The following is a 17,003-nucleotide window of genomic DNA, read 5'->3' on the forward strand; positions in this document are numbered from 1 at the left end:
CTCCGACCAGAAGGTTCGGATGCCCACCGCCAGGGTGGCACGCCGCCGGTCCGCGTCCACCCAGCCCACCGCCCCGCAGTAGGGGCCGCGCGGCGTGTGCTCGAGGTCGGCGATCGCGGTCAGCGCGCTGGACTTGGGCGCTCCCGTCACCGAACCGGGCGGGAAGGTCGCCGCGAGCAGCGCCGGCCAGCCGGCGTCGGGCCGGAGCCGGGCCTGCACGGTCGACACCAGGTGCACCAGGCCGGGGTGCTGCTCGACGGCGTTCAGCGCCGGCACCTCGACCGAGCCGGTCACCGCGACCGCACCCAGGTCGTTGCGCACCAGGTCCACGATCATCACGTTCTCGGCGCGGTCCTTGACCGAGCTCGCCAGGTCGCTGGCAGCCAACGAGTCCGCCAGCCGGTCCGCGCCCGCCTGGTCGCCGGTATTTCCGGTGCCGCCCAGCCGGCGCCGGGTGCCCTTGATCGGGGCGGTACGTACCTGCTCGCCGTCGCGGTGCAGGAACAGCTCCGGCGAGAAGCTGACCACGGTCCGCTCCGGGGTGCGCAGGAAGGCGGCGTAGTCCGGCGCCCACTTCCGCAGGCCGGCGGCGAACAGCTCGACCGGTGGGCCGGCCAGCCGCGCGGAGAACCGGGCGCACACGTTGACCTGGTACAGCTGCCCGGCCCGGATCGCGGTGATCGCCCGTTCCACGGCGGCCAGGTGCCGGTGCCGGACGGTGCCGGCCAGCCCGCTGATCCGCGGCGGCTGGGCGGGCGGCGGCGGCAGGCTGCCGAGCCGCTCGACGGTGCCGGCCAGCTCGGCCAGCTGGTCCGGGCCGTCGCCGGCGGTCGATTCCAGCCACCAGTGCCCATCCGGGTCGCGGCGCAGCAGCCGGTCGAAGTAGCCGAACCAGGACAGCCCGGAGTACCCCCACCAGCCGAACCAGCCGCCGCCCATCGCGTCGCCGGCCGGGTCGCCGGAGGGGGCGGCCGGCTCACCGATCAGCCGCACGTCGGTGACCTGCCGCACCGGGTGCCAGCCGATCAGCGCGGACCCGCCGGCCCAGCGGCCGGCCAGGCACACCAGCACACCGGTGTCCAGCTCGGTGCTGCCGGCCAGCGCTCGTAGCAGCTCGGCGGGTGCCATCCGCAGCCGCAGCCGGCGGGCGAGCAGCTCAGCCAAGCCGGCCTTCACCGGTGTGCTTGCGGACCAGCGGCAGCGCCAGCAGGCCGAGCACCGTGCCGGCCAGCGCCGTCCACAGCCAGACCCGGTGCTGGTGCTCGCCCAGCCAGGTCCAGAACGGCAGCAGGACGACGAAGGCCAGGCCGAACAGGGCGGTGCCGGCCAGCAGTACCCGGCGGGCGTCCACCGCCAGCGGCTGGATGCCGGCGGCCGGCGGCGCCGCCTGGTCCGGCCCGGGATCGGCGGCCGGCGGCCCGGCGAGCGGTGATCGGGGCTTGCCAGTCCTGCTCACAAGTGGGCAGGCTACGCCACGCCGCAGCCCCGCCACCGTTTCGTCGGAGGTCCCTGCCACACTGCCGTCAACCGAGCCCCGACAATCAGGAAATCCCAGGAGCAGCATGGCAACCGACATCGCAGAGGGCAGTACCCGTCCACGCTCCGGCCTGGACCGCTACTTCGCCATCACCGAGCGGGGCTCGACAGTGCCCCGGGAGGTCCGCGGCGGTCTGGTGACCTTCGTGACGATGGTCTACATCGTGGTGCTGAACCCGCTGATCATCGGCACCGTCCCCGACGCCGACGGCAAGTTCCTGGGCGGCGGCCAGGCGCCGGACCTGGCCGCGGTGGCCGCGGTGACGGCACTGGTGGCCTGCGTGCTGACCATTGCGATGGGGGTGATCGGCCGCTATCCGTTCGCGCTGGCCACCGGTCTCGGCCTCAACGCCTTCGTCGCCTTCCAGGTGGCCACCAAGATGTCCTGGCCGGCCGCGATGGGCATGGTGGTGATCGAGGGCCTGCTCATCACCGTGCTGGTGTTGACCGGGTTCCGGGTGGCGGTGTTCCGGGCCATCCCCGGCCAGCTCAAGAGCGCCATCGCCGTCGGCATTGGCCTGTTCATCGCGCTGATCGGGCTGGTGGACGCCGGCTTCGTCCGGCGTGGGGCCGGTACCCCGGTCGACATCGGCATCGGCGGGCACCTCAACGGCTGGCCGACGCTGGTGTTCGTGGTGGGCGTGCTGCTGATCGCGGTGCTGATGGCCCGCAAGGTGCGCGGCGCGATCCTGATCGGCATCGTGGTCTCCACGGTGCTCGCGGTGATAATCGAGGCGATCGGCAACATCGGCTCGCAGACCAACGCCAAGGGCGAGGTGGTCAACCCCCGCGGCTGGGCGCTGAACGTGCCGAGCTTCGAGGGCAAGGACTTCGGCGCGCCGGACCTCTCGCTGATCGGGCACTTCTCGCTCGGCGGCGGGTTCTCCGCGGTGGGCATCGTGTCGGGCATCGTGATCGTGTTCTCGCTGGTGCTCAGCGACTTCTTCGACGTGATGGGCACCACCATCGGGCTGGCGCAGGAGGCCGACCTGCTCGACTCCGACGGCCAGCTCCCCAATCTCCAGCAGGTGCTGCTGATCGACGGCCTGGCCGCGGTTGCCGGTGGCGCCACCGGGGCGTCCTCGGCCACCACCTACGTCGAGTCGGCCTCCGGCATCGGGGACGGCGCCCGCACCGGGCTCGCCTCGGTGGTCACCGGGCTGCTGTTCCTGGTGACGATCTTCCTCTCGCCGCTGGCGCAGTTCGTGCCGTCCGAGGCGGCCGCCCCGGCGCTGGTGGTGGTGGGCGTGCTGATGATGCGCCAGGTGCGCAACATCGACTTCTACGCCCTGGAGCTGGCGGTGCCGGCGTTCCTCACCATCGTGCTGATGCCGTTCACCTACTCGATCACCAACGGGGTGGGCGCCGGCTTCGTCAGCTACGTGGTGCTGCAGGCCGCGGTCGGCAAGGCACGGGTGGTGCATCCGCTGATGTGGGCGGTGGCGGCGTTCTTCGCGATCTACTTCGCGATCGAGCCGTTGAAGTCGGCCTTCGGCATCAGCTGACGGACGGGGCTGCCGCGCCCGGACCATTCGGGTCTGACGAGCAGTTCGGCGGTGGCAGCCCCTTCCATTTCTTAGCTAAGCTAATAAATGTGAGTGACATGCCGCCGAACCACGCCGAGCTGGCCTCGACACTGCGGCTGTCGCTGCTGCGGGCCGCCCGCCGGCTGCGTTCCCAGCGGGTGAACACCTCGGCCACGCTGTCCCAGCTGTCGGCGCTGGCCACCGTGTACAAGTCCGGCCCGCTCAGCGCCGGCGAGATCGCGGCGATCGAGCAGGTCCAGCCGCCGTCGATGACCAAGATCCTGGCTGCGCTGGAGCAGTCCGGCTGGATCGAGCGCTCCTCCCACCCCGACGACCGCCGGCAGTCGGTCATCGCGATTACCCCGGCCGGGCGGGAGTTGCTGGCCGAGGAGACCCGGGCTCGGGACGAGTGGCTGGCCAAGCGGCTGGTCGAGTTCTCGGCCGAGGACCTGCGCAAGCTCAGTGCGGCGGTCGAGGTGCTGGACAGGCTGGGATCGGAGTGACGGCGTTACGCCCGTCCCGTGCCGCTGCCGACGATCCGGCCACCGTCGACGAACCCGCTGCCGAGGTCGGCCTGCCACCGGTAGGCCCGTCGGTGGCCACGGCCGACACGGCCGGCGCGGCCAGCCGGGACGGTGGGCCGGCACGCACCCGGCGGGGCCCGTTCCGCTCGCTGGCGGTGCGCAACTACCGGCTGTACTTCTTCGGCCAGCTCATCTCGCTGACCGGCACCTGGGCACAGTGGATCGCCCAGGACTGGCTGGTGTTGCAGCTGACCAACTCCGGCACCGTGCTGGGCATCGTCACGGCGCTGCAGTTCGCGCCGTCCCTGCTGCTCTCGCTCTACGGCGGTGCGCTGGCCGACCGCGGCGACAAGCGCAAGCTGATGCTCGGGACCCAGTCGGGGCTGGGGCTGGCCGCCCTGGTGCTGGGCGTGCTCGACCTCACCGGGGTGGTCGCGCTGTGGCATGTCCTGGTGCTGGCGGCGATCGTCGGCGTGTTCTCGGCACTGGACGCCCCCATCCGGCAGGCCTTCGTGGTGGAGATGGTGGGGCCGGATGACTTGCCGAACGCGGTGGCGCTGAACTCCACCAGCTTCAACCTGGCCAGGATCGCCGGCCCCGCCATCGCCGGCCTGGTGATCACCGCCTTCGGCACCAGCTGGGCGTTCCTGGGCAACGCCGTGTCGTCGCTGGCGGTGCTCGCGGGCCTGTCGCTGATGCGCCCGGCCGACCTGCTGGTGAGCAAGCCGGTCCGGCGCGAACCCGGGCAGTACCGGGCGGCGGTCCGCTACGTGCGCACCCGGTCGGACCTGGTGCTGCCGATGCTGCTGATGTTCGTGATCGGCACCTTCGGGATGAACTTCCAGATCAGCATCGCGCTGGTCGCCAAGCAGGTCTTCCATCGCGGCGCCGACTCCTACGGCCTGCTGTCGACCATGCTGGCGATCGGGGCGACGCTGGGCGCGCTGGGCGCCACCACCCGGCGCAGCCGGCCCACCCGGTTGTTCCTGGTCGGCGCGGCGCTGGCGTTCAGCGTCACCGAAATGCTGGCCGGGCTGATGCCGAGCTACGCGCTGACGGCGCTGGCCCTGATCCCGGCCGGCTTCACCATGATCACCATGGCCCAGTCGGCCAACGCGACGGTGCAGCTGGGAGTCGACCCCAGCATGCGAGGCCGGGTGATGGGGCTCTACATCCTCTGCTTCATGGGCGGAACCCCGATCGGCGCGCCGATCGTCGGCTGGGTCGCCGAACTGCTGGGCCCACGCTGGGCAATGCTCGGCGGCGGGATGATCTGCCTGGTGATGACCCTGCTGGTGGCCGGCTACCTGTCCCGGCGTCGCCAGGTCGGATCGACCCAGGTGATGGACCGGTTGCGGTCGCCACACCCGTTTCCCAGGTGAGCGTCCCCATCCCGGTATCGGATCCCGGCGATCCGCGGCTGGCCGACTTCCGGGACCTGATGCAGGCCGACCGGGAGTCCGCGCGCCCGGTGGTCATCGCCGAGGGGGTCAACCCGGTGGAGCGGCTGGCCCGCTCCCGTTACTCCATCCGGGCCGTGCTGGGCGTGCCGGCCAAGCTGGCGGCGCTGGCACCGGCCCTGGCCGGCCGGGACGTGCCGGTCTACGAAGTGGACAAGTGGACGCTGTCGGAGGTGGTCGGCTTCCGGGTGACCCGCGGGGTGCTGGCCTCGGCCGACCGCCCGGCGCCGGTGGCCGTCGAGTCGCTGATCGCCACCGGCAATCGGTTCGTGGTGCTGGAGTCGATCAACGACTACGAGAACCTCGGAGCGGTGTTCCGCAACGGCGCGGCCTTCGGCGTCGACGCGGTGCTGCTGGACCCACGCTGCGCCGACCCGCTGTACCGGCGCAGCGTCCGGGTCTCGATGGGCCACGTCTTCGGAGTCGGTTTCGCCGTGCTGCCCGAGCCGTGGCCTGCCTCGCTGGACCTGCTGCGCGCGGCCGGCGTGCGGTTGCTGGCGATGACGCCGCGACCGGCCGCCACCGCCTTGGCGCAGTTGATACCGCCGGACCGTTGGGCGCTGCTGCTGGGTGCCGAAGGGCCGGGACTGTCCGAGGCCGCGCTGGCCGCCGCCGACGAATGGGTGCGAATCCCGATGGCCGACGGGGTGGACTCGCTCAATGTCGCCACGGCCGGCGCGGTCGCGCTGGCCCACCTGACCGGCTGACTACCGATCAGGTGAGCCCCAGGTCGCTCAGCACCACTGGTTGCCGCACATGGGCTCGACAGAGGCACCTGTAGAGAGGGTTTCGCTCACCCCGTTCTGGGTGATGGTGACCGACATCAGGACTTCCCGCGAAGCGCTGTTACCGAACTGCAGCTGGCACAAGCTGGAACCGGAGGTACATCCCGAACTGATCCTGGTCACATATTCCGCGGGCACCGCCCAGCTCGTGGTGTAAGAGCCGGTCATGTCCATTATCTGGAACTCGACATACACCGGACCGTAGTTCTGGCCACCGTTGCACGGAGCGGTGTAGTACCAGACCCCTCCGCTGACCGCGCAGCCGAGCCACTCGTTCCCGAAGGCCGACGCACTGGTGGCGGTAGGCACCATCAGGCCCAGGGTGGTGGCCAGCGCAGCGAGCGAGACCAGCAGTTTACGCACCATGTGAGACTCCTTTGCGGAAGATGTGCCGGAAATAGACACTTAGCGCGCTACAAGGAAGTTGTCCAGACTCATCCGGATAACAGTTCGGGGTACGGCTCGTCCGCTCCGTCCGTGGGACGCACCGCTCGTTGGGTTCCTGTTGATACGCACGTGCTGGTTGTTGACACCCGCCGGGCACCCGAGTACGGCTAGAACAGGCCGATTGAGAAAGGCCTTACCGTTCCCTGGGGGTCCCTTGTGAAACCACGTCTCCTTACGGCATCGGTAGCGGTCGCCGCGCTGACTGCCTCGGCACTGCTCGCCACCGGTTCCTCGGCGACAGCCAAACCCACCGACCGGCCGGCTTACCACAAGATGCCGACCGCCACCGGCAGCGGCGGCGCGGTCGCCTCGGCCGAGTTCAACGCCAGCAAGGCCGGCATCGAGATCCTCAAGTCCGGTGGCAACGCCATCGACGCCGCGGTCGCGGTGGCCAGCACTCTGGGCGTGACCGAGCCGTTCGTGGCCGGCCCCGGCGGCGGCGGGTTCATGATGATCTACCTGGCCAAGACCAAGCAGGTCATCACCATCGACGGCCGTGAGATGTGCCCGGCCGCCTGTACCCCGAACCTGTTCATCGACCCGGCCACCGGCAAGCCGTACGCGTTCCAGGACGCCCGCATCTCGGGCCTGTCGGTGGGCGTGCCCGGCATGGTCGCCCAGTGGGCCAAGGCGGTCGAGCTGTACGGGAAGAAGAGCCTGCGCACCGACCTGAAGCCGGCCATCGAGGTCGCCAAGCGCGGCTTCGCCGTCACCCCGGACTTCCAGCAGCAGGAGCAGAAGGCGCTGACCGCCCTGCAGGCCTTCACTCCCAGCCGCAAGCTGTTCCTCACCTCCGACGGCCAGCCGCTGCCGGTCGGCTACCGGTTCCGCAACCCCGACCTGGCCCGCACGTACCAGAAGATCGCCAGCGAGGGGCCGGACTGGCTCTACACCGGTCAGCTGGGACGCGAGATCGCCCGCACCGTGCAGCACCCGCCGGTGTACCCGGGCACCCCGCTCACCGTCCGGCCGGGCATCATGACCGCCCGCGACATCGCCAACTACACCGCCAAGCTGCGCACCCCGACCCACGTCAGCTACCGCGGCCTGGACGTCTACGGCATGGCGCCGCCGTCCAGCGGTGGCATCACCACGGGTGAGGCGCTCAACATCCTCAGCCACTGGAACCTGTCGGCCGAGCCGCGCGCCCAGGCGCTGTTCCAGTACCTGGAGTCGTCCCGGCTTGCCTTCGCCGACCGCAACGCCTACATCGGGGACGCCGACTACGAGCCGGTGCCGCAGGCCGGACTGCTCGACCCCGCGTACGCGGCGACCCGCAGCTGCCTGATCACCGACCACGCGCTGACCTCGCCGGCCGCACCCGGCAAGCCGTTCCCGCCGTACGCCGACTGCTCGGCGCCGGCCGCCACCCAGAACCCGGTGCACGAGGGCACCCAGACCAACCACCTGGTGACCGCGGACAAGTGGGGCAACGTCGTCAGCTACACCAACACCATCGAGCAGCTGGCCGGCAGCGGCATCACCGTGCCGGGCCGTGGCTTCCTGCTCAACAACGAGATGACCGACTTCGACTTCGCCCCGTCGGCGCCGGGTGTCTATGACCCGAACCTGCCGGCGCCGGGCAAGCGGCCGCGCTCGAGCATGAACCCGACCATCGTGTTCAAGGACGGTGCGCCGTACTTCACGGTCGGCTCGCCGGGCGGCGCCACCATCATCACCACGGTGCTGCAGATCCTGCTCAACCGGATCGACTTCGGCATGAGCCTGCCGGAGGCGATCGCCGCGCCGCGGGCCAGCCAGCGCAACGGCGCGAAGACCGACGCCGAGCCGGACTTCGCCAACAGCGCGGTCGGGCAGCAGCTGGTCGCCCAGTACGGCGAGCAGTTCAACGTGCTGTCCGGGCCGGTGATGCCGCGCGACAGCTACATCGGCAATGCCACCGGCATCCAGTTCCTGCCGGGCGGCCGGTTCACCGCGGCGGCCGAGCCGGTACGTCTGGGAGGCGGGTCCGCACTGGTCGTGCACCCGTAGCCGAGCCCGGAAGGACCGGCGCCGGCTCCGCCCCGCCGGTCCTTCCGCTCGGCTCCGGCTCGGCTATCCGAGGTAGAGCTGGAAGGCGTCGCTGATCGCCCTGGCCAGCGCCGGTTCCTGGTCGTCGAACAGCAGCCCGAGGGTGGCTCCGAGAGCATCCCGCCGGACGGTGGTGATGGTGTCGCAGCTGACGACGCCGTCGTGGTCGAGGCCGTTGCGGGGACCGACCGGCACTTCGCTGACCAGCCCGCGGATGGTGCTGGTGATCGGTGCGACGGTCACCCAGCCGATCAGGGGAAGCACCGTCGGCCGGGTGAGGATCACCGCAGGTCGCGGCTTGTCCAGGCGGACCAGGGCGATCGAGCGCATTCAGTCGAGCTTCGGATGCGGCAGGTCGTACAGGGCCTCGAAGTCGGGGTAGATCACGTCGACGGTTCGCGCCAGGTCGATCAGGGTCTGCTCCTCGCCGCGGTAACGCTGGGCGCGTTCGAGGTGGGCGATGCCGTGCCGGACCGCGTCGGCCCGGCTGGCGGCCCGTCCTTCGGCCACCTCGCGATCCAGCGCCGCGAGTTCTCGGTCGCCGAGTCGAATGGCGATCTGGGTGGTCACCCCGCCAGCCTAGCAAGCCTGCATACCAGGTGGTATGCAGGCTTGCGCTCTACCGGCTGTGCGGCTTCAGGGCCGGACGATGCGTCCGTAATAGTCGATCAGCAGGGGTGGATGGAGCCGCCGTTGCTCAGGTAGGCGTCGTACACCCAGCCCTTGGCGGTCGTCCCGTCCACCCGGACGTGGGTCCAGGTGTGGCCGTAGGAGTTGACCCGGTAGCAGTGGTACCAGAGCCGGATGCCCCTGACGGTGCCGGCCGACGGGCAGTCGCCGTACATGCCGGTGTGCATCGTGACGGTGCCATCGCCCGGACCGTCGGGAAAGCCCGAGCCGGTCTTGTCGTTGTCCGACCAGCTCTGGCCGCAGGTAACGGCTTCGGCCACGCCGGGCGTCAGCACCACCATCACCGAAGCCAGCAGCGGGGCGACCCCTGCCGCCGCCAGGAACCTACGAGGAATGCGCATGAACGACCCCCATCGTCGAAAGTTGGCGTGATCGCAGGCCACCGTGGCTCAGCGCGCTGTGGGCGGGACTCTAGCGGCGTAGACACTTCGGCGGGTTGTTTCGGTCAGACCGGTCCGAGGTCGCCCGGGGGCCCCTGGAACCTCGTCAGCCGTACCGGCCTAACGGCGACGGCTGCTCGCTGACAGCGAACGCCCTGCGGGAAACAAAGCTCGTCCGGGTCAGGTTGAGTGGGTGTGGCTCAAGTTTTGCTCGAGCCCCTTCAGAGTGAGGACGAGAATGGCTGAGACTGCCGAAATTTCAGTACTGCCCATGCTTCCGCTGGACGACGTGGTGGTGCTGCCCGGGATGGTCGTCCCGGTCCCGTTGTCGGATTCCGAGGTGCGCGCCGCGGTCGAGGCTGCCCAGGCAGCCACCGGTGCGAGCGGCCAGGCTCAGGTACTGCTGGTGCCCCGGTTGGACGGCAAGTACTCCGGCTTCGGCACCGTCGGGGTGATCGAGCAGGTCGGCCGGCTGCGCGGCGGCGAGCACGCCGCGGTGGTGCGCGGCACCCGGCGGGCCAGGATCGGCACCGGCACCACCGGCCCGGGTGCCGCGCTGTGGGTGGAGGCCACCGAGCTCGCCACCCCGGCCGGTGACCCGCGCGAGCTCGCCGAGCTGGCCCGGGACTACAAGTCGATCGCGACCACCGTCCTGCAGCAGCGCGGTGCCTTCCAGTTCATCGACACCGTGCAGTCGATGACCGACCCGGCGGCGCTGGCCGACCTTGCCGGCTACGCCGGTTACCTGACCAACGAACAGAAGATCTGGCTGCTGGAAACCCCGGACGTGACCGAGCGGCTGCGCAAGCTGCTGGCCTGGAGCCGGGAGCACCTGGCCGAGCTGGACGTCGCCGAGACCATCCGCAAGGACGTCCAGGAGGGCATGGACAAGCAGCAGCGGGAGTTCCTGCTGCGCCAGCAGCTGGCCGCCGTCCGCAAGGAGCTGGCCGAGCTGAACGGCACCGCCGCGTCCGAGGAGCAGGACTACCGGGCTCGGGTGGAGGCCGCCGAGCTGCCCGAGAAGGTGCGCACCGCGGCGCTGGCCGAGGTGGACAAGCTGGAGCGCACCTCCGACCAGTCGCCGGAGGTCAGCTGGATCCGGACCTGGCTGGCCACCGTGCTGGAGTTGCCCTGGAACACCCGCACCGAGGACTCCTACCAGATCAGCGACGCGCGGGCGGTGCTGGACGCCGACCACGCCGGCCTGGACGACGTCAAGGAGCGGATCGTGGAGTACCTGGCGGTCCGCCGCCGGCGGGCCGACCGCGGCCTGGGCGTGATCGGCGGCCGGCGCAGCGGTGCGGTGCTGGCCCTGGTCGGCCCGCCCGGCGTCGGCAAGACCTCACTGGGCGAGTCGGTGGCCCGCGCGATGGGCCGCAACTTCGTCCGGGTCGCCCTCGGTGGCGTGCGGGACGAGGCCGAGATCCGCGGCCATCGGCGTACCTACGTCGGCGCGCTGCCGGGCCGGATCGTCCGGGCCATCAAGGAAGCCGGCTCGATGAACCCGGTGGTGCTGCTGGACGAGATCGACAAGGTCGGCTCGGACTACCGCGGCGACCCGACCGCGGCGCTGCTCGAGGTGCTGGACCCGGCGCAGAATCACACCTTCCGCGACCACTACCTCGAGGTCGAGCTGGACCTGTCCGACGTGCTGTTCCTGGCGACCGCCAACGTGCTGGACTCGATCCCGGGGCCGCTGCTGGACCGGATGGAGCTGGTGCGGCTGGACGGCTACACCGAGGCCGAGAAGGTCACCATCGCCCGGGACCACCTGCTGCCCCGGCAGCTGGAGCGGGCCGGCCTCACCCCCACCGAGGTGAGCTTCACCGACGAGGCGCTGGGCCGGCTGGCGGCGGAGTACAGCCGGGAGGCGGGGGTGCGTGACCTGGAGCGGATGATCGCCCGGGTGCTGCGCAAGATCACCGCACGGGCGGCGCTGGCCGACACTCCGTCCGGTGCTGAATCCGCCGGGACCGTGACGGTGGGCCCGGACGACCTGCGCGACTACCTCGGCCGGCCCCGGCACACTCCCGAGACCGCCGAGCGCACCGCGGTGCCGGGAGTGGCGACCGGCCTGGCGGTGACCGGCGCCGGCGGTGACGTGCTGTTCGTCGAGGCGTCGCTGGCCGATGCCGAGACCGGGTCCACCGAGCTGCGGCTCACCGGCCAGCTGGGCGAGGTGATGAAGGAGTCGGCGCAGATCGCGCTGTCCTACCTGCGCTCGCACGGCGCGCAGCTGCAGCTGCCGGTCTCGCAGCTGGCCGACCGCGGGGTGCACATCCACTTTCCCGCGGGCGCGGTGCCCAAGGACGGCCCGAGCGCCGGCGTCACCCTCACCACGGCGCTCGCCTCGCTGCTGTCCGGCCGGCTGGTCCGCTCGGACGTGGCGATGACCGGCGAGCTGTCGCTGACCGGACGGGTGCTGCCGATCGGCGGCGTGAAGCAGAAGCTGCTGGCCGCCCACCGGGCCGGCATCAGCACCGTGCTGATCCCCAGCCGCAACTCCCCTGACCTGGACGACGTGCCGGCCGAGGTGCGCGAGGCGCTGACCATCCACCCGGTCAGCGACGTGCGCGAGGTGCTGGAACTGGCGCTGGAGCCGGTCGGCGGGGCAGTCAGCGAGCACGCCGCCGCCTGACGCCTTCTTACGGCCGGGCCGTGCTTCCGGTTTCGTATCCGTGCTGATCGTCCTGGCGTTCGAATCGGATACGAAACCGGAGCGCGGCTTGCGCGGTTGGCCCGGCGGTGCCTCTCTGGTGAGCTGCCCGGGGTCACCCGGTCAGACCAGGGAGTCCCGCCACGCGGTGTGCAGTGCGGCGTACCGGCCGCCGGAGGTGGCGATCAGCTCCGCCGGGGTGCCGTCCTCCACCACCCGGCCGGCGTCGAGCACCAGCACCCGGTCGGCGATCTCCACGGTGGACAGCCGGTGCGCGATGATCAGCGCGGTCCGCCCGTGCAGCACGGTGCGCAGCGCCCGTTGCACCGCCCGCTCGGTCGGGATGTCCAGGCTGGAGGTGGCCTCGTCCAGGATCAGCACCGCCGGGTCGGCCAGGAACGCCCGGGCGAACGCGATCAGCTGCCGCTGCCCGGCCGATAACCGGCCCCCGCGCTTGCGGACGTCGGTGTCGTAGCCGTCCGGCAGCCGCTGGATGAACTCCTCCGCACCCACCGCCCGGGCAGCCTGCTCGATCTCGGCCCGGGAGGCCGACGGCCGGCCGAAGGCGATGTTGTCGGCGACGGACCCCGAGAACAGGAAGCCGTCCTGGGTGATCATCACCACCGCGGTGCGCAGGTCGGTGTCGGCCAGCTGGTCCAGCGGCACCCCGTCCAGCCGGACCCGGCCCTCGGTGGGGTCGTAGAACCGGCTGATCAGCTTGGCGATGGTGGTCTTGCCGGCGCCGGTCGCCCCGACCAGGGCCACCGTCTGGCCGCTGGCGATGCACAGGTCGAGCTCGTGCAGCACCGTGCGGGGACGCTCGGCCGCCGGGTCGTAGCTGAACTCCACCGACTCGAAGCGGATCTCGCCGGCCGTCGGGTGCGGCAGCGGCACCGGGTCGGCGGGCTCGGGCACCGCCGGTTCCTCGGCCAGCACCAGGGCGATCTTCTCCAGCGCCGCGGTCGCCGACTGCAGCGAGTTGTAGAACACCGCGACGTCTTCCATCGGGCCGTAGAACTCCCGCAGGTACAGCAGGAACGCGGTCAGCACGCCGAGCGCCAGGCCACCTTCGGCGACCCGGTAACCGCCCACGAAGAGCACCGCCACGGTCGCCACGTTGCCGATCAGGGTGACGCCCGGGATGAAGATCGCGTGCAGGTCGAACACCTTGCGGTTGGCGTCCCGGTACTCGTTGTTCAGGCCCTCGAAGATGGCGTCGTTGCGAGGTTCCCGGCGGAACGCCTGCACCGCCCGGATGCCGTTGAAGGTCTCGACGAACTGCACAATCAGCAGCGCCACGCTCTCCCGGGTGCGCCGGAAAGCCACTGTGGAGCGGGAGGAGAACCACCGGAACAGCAGCAGCAGCGGGACCATCGCGGCGAGCGCCACCAGTGCCAGCCACGGGTCGAGCACCAGCATCAGCACCGTGATCACCACGATGTTCAGCATCGCCAGCAACAGGCCGTCGAGGCTTGCGTCCAGCAGCTCCCGCAGGGTGTCGACGTCGGAGGTCAGCCGGCTGATCACCTTGCCCGAGGTGAACCGCTCGTGCCAGGACACGCTCAACCGCTGGGTGTGGTCGAAGACCCGCCGGCGCAGGTCGAACAGCACCGCCTGGCCGACCACACCGGTCCGGCGCAGGAAGATCAGCTGCAGCACGCCGGCGCTGGCCGCGGCCGCGGCCAGCGCACCGGTCAGCTGCAGCAGGGTCCGGTAGTTGCCGTCCACCGCGTCGGGCAGGCCATGGTCGATCGCCAGCCCGATCAGCAGCGGCGCGGCCATGGTCGTGACGACCTGGCCGATCACCACGGCGAGCAGCAGCAGCACCTGGCGGCGGTAGGGCCGGATCAGCTCCAGCAGCAACTGGCGGGCTTCGGAGCGCAGCCGCGGCCGCCCCGCCGGCACCTCGACCTGCTCCTCGGCGCTCTTGCCGTCGTAGCGGCCGCGCCACTGCACCACCGGCAGCGCGGGCGGCTGCGCGGCAGGCTGGTCGGTGTCGCCGGTCAGCCCGGTCACCTCGGTGCTCATACCCGTGCTCCAAGATCGGAGGAGACGTCCCGGTCGGCGTCCGGTGCCGCGTCCTGGGACAGCAGGTTGCGGTAGCCGGGATGGGTCGCCATCAGCTCGCTGTGGGTGCCGACCGCGGCGATCCGGCCGCCGGCCAGCAGCGCCACCCGGTCGGCCAGCAGCACCGTGGAGGCCCGGTGTGCCACCACCAGGGCGGTGGTCGCCCCGAGCACCCGGCGCAGCGCCTTCTCCACCTGTGCCTCGGTGTGCACGTCCAAGGCCGACAGCGGGTCGTCCAGCACCAGCACCCGGGGCCGGCCCAGCACCGCACGGGCCAGCGCCAGCCGTTGCCGCTGGCCGCCCGACAGCGACAGTCCCTGCTCGCCGACCCGGGTGTCCAGGCCATAGGGCAGCTCGTAGACGAAGCCGGCCTGGGCGATCTCGATCGCCTCGGCGATCTCGGCCTCGGAGGCCTCCGGCCGGCCCAGGCTCAGGTTCTCCCGAACGCTGGCCGAGAACAGGGTGGCTTCCTCGAAGGCGGTGCTGACGGTCCGGCGCAGGTCGACCAGGGGGAGCTGGTCCACCGGCACGCCGTCGATCCGGACCGCGCCCGAGGTGACGTCGTGCAGCCGGGAGACCAGCGAGGTCAGCACGGTCTTGCCGGAGCCGGTCGCGCCGACCAGGGCCATCGTCTCGCCCGGTGCGATGTCGAGCCGCACGCCGTGCAGGGTGTCGCTGCTCGCGCCCGGGAACCGGAAGCAGACGTCGTCGAACTGTAGTCGGGCCGGCTGGTCGGCCGGGGTGGTCAGGCGCGCCGGTTCCACCGGGTCGGTGATGTCGCTGGCGGTGTCGAACACCTCGAACAGCCGGGCGGTCGCGGCCACCGCCTCCTCGGTGCCGGCGATCAGCCAGCCCATCGCCATCAGCGGCCAGTTCAGCCGCAGCTGCAAGGTGATGAAGGCAACCAGGTCGCCCTTGCTCAGCGAGCCGTGCGCGACCGCCAGCACCCCGAAGCAGGTCACCCCGGCCAGCACCACCTGCGGGTAGGTGCCGATGATCGTCCACAGGGTGGCCAGCGTCCGGTTCTTGGCGAGCTCGGCATCGCGCAACCGGGTGGCATCGCCGGTGAAGGCGCGCAGCAGCTGGCCGCGCCGGCCGAAGGACTTGATGACCCGGATGCCCAGCACCGACTCCTCGACGCCGGTGGCCAGGTCACCGGTGAGGTCCTGGGCCTGCCGGGCCTCGATGTTGTAGCGGCGCTCGTAGACCCGGGTGGCCACCGCCAGCGGCGCCATCGCTACGCAGACGCCCAGTCCCAGCACGGGTTGCAGCCGGACCAGCAGCCCCAGCACCACCAGGATCACGGCCAGGTTGGCAACCAGGAAGACCGCCATGAAGCCCACGAACCGGCGCAGCATGCCCAGGTCGCTGGTCACCCGGGACAGCAGCTGCCCGGACGGCCACCGGTCGTGGAAGCTGACCGGGAGGCGTTGCAGGTGCTGGTAGAAGTCCCGCCGCAGATCGGTCTCGATGGCCAGCGAGGAGATGTTCATGGCGCGCCGGCGGATGCCGAACAGCACCGCCTCCAGCACCCCGAACAGCAGGGCCAGGCCGATCAGCGGGTACATGCCGGATGTCTGATGTCGGGCGATCGGTCCGTCGATCAGGGCGGCGGTGATGAGCGGCAGCACCGACTGCACCACCATGGCCAGGGTGGCGACCACCAGCATGAAGACCAGGTAGCCGCGGTAGGGACGCAGCCAGGGCCACAGCCGCAGCAGATCGCGCACGGAGGCGTGCGCCCCGGTATGGGTACCGGGCGCTGATGCGTCGTTCGCCCCGGCTGCCACGGTGATTCACCCTACGACGGCATACCGACAACAGACCAATTCTTTTCGGCCGGCCGACCGGTCTGACCAGGTGCGGAGCAGGCTGCGGCGCTGCTACCTCAGGCGCGCCGCCCGGGCTCAGTCGGACTTGTGCCGCACGCCCAGCAGGATGTCGTCCCAGGACGGCATCCGAGGCTTGTCACCGGTCCGCCGGCCGCGCCGGCCCGACGCGGCCGCGGGATCCGTCGCGGGGTCGGTCGGGTGGTCCACCGGGCCAGCGCCCTCCTCCGGCCCGGCCGGTTCGGACCAGAAGCCCGGGGGCTGGTCGAAGCCGGTGGACGGGTCGTCGAAGTCCGCTGCCCCGTCGAAGCCGGTCCGGGAGCCGAGGTCTGTCCCGGCGCCGAGGTCGGTCCGGGCCAGCGACACCGGTTCCGCCGGCCGGGACTCGACCGGGCTGCCGGCGCGGGCCAGCCGCACCGGTTCGGTGCCCCGTCCGTCGCCGCTGCGGGGAGCCCGGTGCCGGGGCCCGCCCGCCCGGCTGCCGGCACCCGCCTCGAACGGCAACGGCGGCTCGTGCCAGGGCTGCTGGGCATAGGCGTCCTGGTCGAACAGCTCGTCGTCGCTGTCGATCGCCACCGGCCGGGTGTGCGCCTTCTGCCGGCGCGACGGCGGCCGGACCGCGGGGCTGGCCTCCTGCGGGCGGACCGGCTCGGGCCGGCTGTGGTTGGGCACCGCGGTCAGCCGCGGCGGCGCGCCGTCGGGCCAGTCCGGCGCCCAGTCGGCGTCGGCGGACTCGGCGACCGGTTCCGGCTCGACCACCACCGGCGGCGCGGGCGGCAGCAGCGCGGCCACCGGCCGGTCGGACAGTAGGTCGGCGGCGATGTCGTCCAGCGCCGAGACGGTCCGGTTGACCAGCGCGAAGGAGAACTTGGCCTGCACGTCCCGCTCGTGGGAGCGGAACCGCGAGGTGACCGTCCAGCCGCCGTCCTCGCGCCGGAAGGCGTCCCAGCGGGCCGAGCCCGGGTCGACACCGTGCCGCGCCAGCCGGCTGTCGACCAGCTCGCCGAACGGGACCAGCACGCCGTCGCCGCCGCGCCGGGCCCGCGCCCGGCGCGCCTCGTCGGTGACCCGG

15 protein-coding genes are annotated in these 17,003 nt (G+C 71.4%); 6 read left to right on the plus strand and 9 right to left on the minus strand.

The window, feature by feature from the left end:
• On the minus strand, positions 1–1,164 hold a 1,164-nt coding region (locus VLJ82_RS13030), incomplete at its 3' end, for a chorismate-binding protein (protein WP_408663790.1).
• Positions 1,157–1,456: a DUF2530 domain-containing protein gene (locus VLJ82_RS13035; protein ID WP_408663791.1), complete on the minus strand. Its 300-nt coding sequence runs from the start codon at positions 1,454–1,456 to the stop codon at positions 1,157–1,159. The genes VLJ82_RS13030 and VLJ82_RS13035, both read right to left, overlap by 8 nt.
• Positions 1,457–1,562: 106 nt before the next feature.
• On the opposite strand from VLJ82_RS13035, the gene VLJ82_RS13040 reads away from it, so the two are divergent.
• The 4 genes from VLJ82_RS13040 to VLJ82_RS13055 all read left to right on the plus strand — a co-directional run bounded on the left by VLJ82_RS13040 (position 1,563) and on the right by VLJ82_RS13055 (position 5,753).
• Positions 1,563–3,041: an NCS2 family permease gene (locus tag VLJ82_RS13040; protein ID WP_408663792.1), complete on the plus strand. Its 1,479-nt coding sequence runs from the start codon at positions 1,563–1,565 to the stop codon at positions 3,039–3,041.
• Between the two features lie 98 nt (positions 3,042–3,139).
• On the plus strand, positions 3,140–3,565 hold the full coding sequence (locus tag VLJ82_RS13045; RefSeq protein ID WP_408663804.1) for a MarR family winged helix-turn-helix transcriptional regulator: 426 nt from the start codon (positions 3,140–3,142) through the stop codon (positions 3,563–3,565).
• Positions 3,562–4,968 carry an MFS transporter gene (locus VLJ82_RS13050; RefSeq protein ID WP_408663793.1) on the plus strand — a complete coding sequence of 469 codons (1,407 nt, stop codon included), beginning with the start codon at positions 3,562–3,564 and terminating at the stop codon, positions 4,966–4,968. Before VLJ82_RS13045 ends, VLJ82_RS13050 begins: the two co-directional genes overlap by 4 nt.
• On the plus strand, positions 4,965–5,753 hold the full coding sequence (locus tag VLJ82_RS13055) for a TrmH family RNA methyltransferase (protein WP_408663794.1): 789 nt from the start codon (positions 4,965–4,967) through the stop codon (positions 5,751–5,753). Before VLJ82_RS13050 ends, VLJ82_RS13055 begins: the two co-directional genes overlap by 4 nt.
• A 27-nt stretch (positions 5,754–5,780) precedes the next feature.
• Here VLJ82_RS13055 and VLJ82_RS13060 read toward each other — a convergent pair whose 3' ends face one another.
• On the minus strand, positions 5,781–6,197 hold the full coding sequence (locus VLJ82_RS13060) for a hypothetical protein (protein ID WP_408663795.1): 417 nt from the start codon (positions 6,195–6,197) through the stop codon (positions 5,781–5,783).
• 354 nt (positions 6,198–6,551) lie between these two features.
• On the opposite strand from VLJ82_RS13060, the gene ggt reads away from it, so the two are divergent.
• A complete protein-coding gene (gene ggt / locus VLJ82_RS13065; RefSeq protein ID WP_408663796.1) occupies positions 6,552–8,270 on the plus strand; it encodes a gamma-glutamyltransferase in 1,719 nt (572 codons plus the stop codon).
• A gap of 63 nt (positions 8,271–8,333) precedes the next feature.
• On the opposite strand, the gene VLJ82_RS13070 is transcribed toward ggt, so the two are convergent.
• The 3 genes from VLJ82_RS13070 to VLJ82_RS13080 form a co-directional block, all read right to left on the minus strand.
• Positions 8,334–8,639, minus strand: coding sequence for a type II toxin-antitoxin system PemK/MazF family toxin (locus VLJ82_RS13070; RefSeq protein ID WP_408663797.1), 306 nt, complete (start codon positions 8,637–8,639; stop codon positions 8,334–8,336).
• Entirely contained in the window at positions 8,640–8,879 is a 240-nt protein-coding gene (locus VLJ82_RS13075; protein ID WP_408663798.1) for a hypothetical protein, read from the minus strand.
• A 98-nt stretch (positions 8,880–8,977) separates the two neighbouring features.
• The gene (locus VLJ82_RS13080) at positions 8,978–9,340 is read right to left on the minus strand and encodes an SH3 domain-containing protein (protein ID WP_408663799.1); all 363 of its coding nucleotides are present in this window, start codon (positions 9,338–9,340) and stop codon (positions 8,978–8,980) included.
• 277 nt (positions 9,341–9,617) lie between these two features.
• On the opposite strand from VLJ82_RS13080, the gene lon reads away from it, so the two are divergent.
• A complete protein-coding gene (lon, locus tag VLJ82_RS13085) occupies positions 9,618–12,017 on the plus strand; it encodes an endopeptidase La (RefSeq protein WP_408663800.1) in 2,400 nt (799 codons plus the stop codon).
• A gap of 141 nt (positions 12,018–12,158) precedes the next feature.
• Here the strand turns inward: lon and VLJ82_RS13090 are convergent, their stop codons facing one another.
• The 3 genes from VLJ82_RS13090 to sepH all read right to left on the minus strand — a co-directional run.
• Positions 12,159–14,063 (minus strand): ABC transporter ATP-binding protein, encoded by a 1,905-nt coding sequence (locus tag VLJ82_RS13090; protein WP_408663801.1) that lies wholly within the window; start codon positions 14,061–14,063, stop codon positions 12,159–12,161.
• A complete protein-coding gene (locus tag VLJ82_RS13095; protein ID WP_408663802.1) occupies positions 14,060–15,892 on the minus strand; it encodes an ABC transporter ATP-binding protein in 1,833 nt (610 codons plus the stop codon). The genes VLJ82_RS13090 and VLJ82_RS13095 overlap by 4 nt, the downstream gene beginning before the upstream one ends.
• A gap of 117 nt (positions 15,893–16,009) precedes the next feature.
• Positions 16,010–17,003, minus strand: a 994-nt coding sequence (gene sepH / locus VLJ82_RS13100) for a septation protein SepH (RefSeq protein WP_408663803.1), incomplete at its 5' end; no start/stop codon positions are given.

It is taken from the genome of Jatrophihabitans sp. (assembly GCF_035474675.1).
GTDB lineage: Bacteria > Actinomycetota > Actinomycetes > Mycobacteriales > Jatrophihabitantaceae > Jatrophihabitans_A.

Coding starts and splice junctions, on each gene's coding strand:
- VLJ82_RS13070 (WP_408663797.1), bottom strand. CDS start 8,639: ATGCGCTCGATCGCCCTGGTCCGCCTGGACAAGCCGCGACCTGCGGTG.
- lon (WP_408663800.1), top strand. CDS start 9,618: ATGGCTGAGACTGCCGAAATTTCAGTACTGCCCATGCTTCCGCTGGAC.
- VLJ82_RS13045 (WP_408663804.1), top strand. CDS start 3,140: ATGCCGCCGAACCACGCCGAGCTGGCCTCGACACTGCGGCTGTCGCTG.
- VLJ82_RS13060 (WP_408663795.1), bottom strand. CDS start 6,197: ATGGTGCGTAAACTGCTGGTCTCGCTCGCTGCGCTGGCCACCACCCTG.
- VLJ82_RS13080 (WP_408663799.1), bottom strand. CDS start 9,340: ATGCGCATTCCTCGTAGGTTCCTGGCGGCGGCAGGGGTCGCCCCGCTG.
- VLJ82_RS13090 (WP_408663801.1), bottom strand. CDS start 14,063: ATGAGCACCGAGGTGACCGGGCTGACCGGCGACACCGACCAGCCTGCC.
- ggt (WP_408663796.1), top strand. CDS start 6,552: ATGCCGACCGCCACCGGCAGCGGCGGCGCGGTCGCCTCGGCCGAGTTC.
- VLJ82_RS13040 (WP_408663792.1), top strand. CDS start 1,563: ATGGCAACCGACATCGCAGAGGGCAGTACCCGTCCACGCTCCGGCCTG.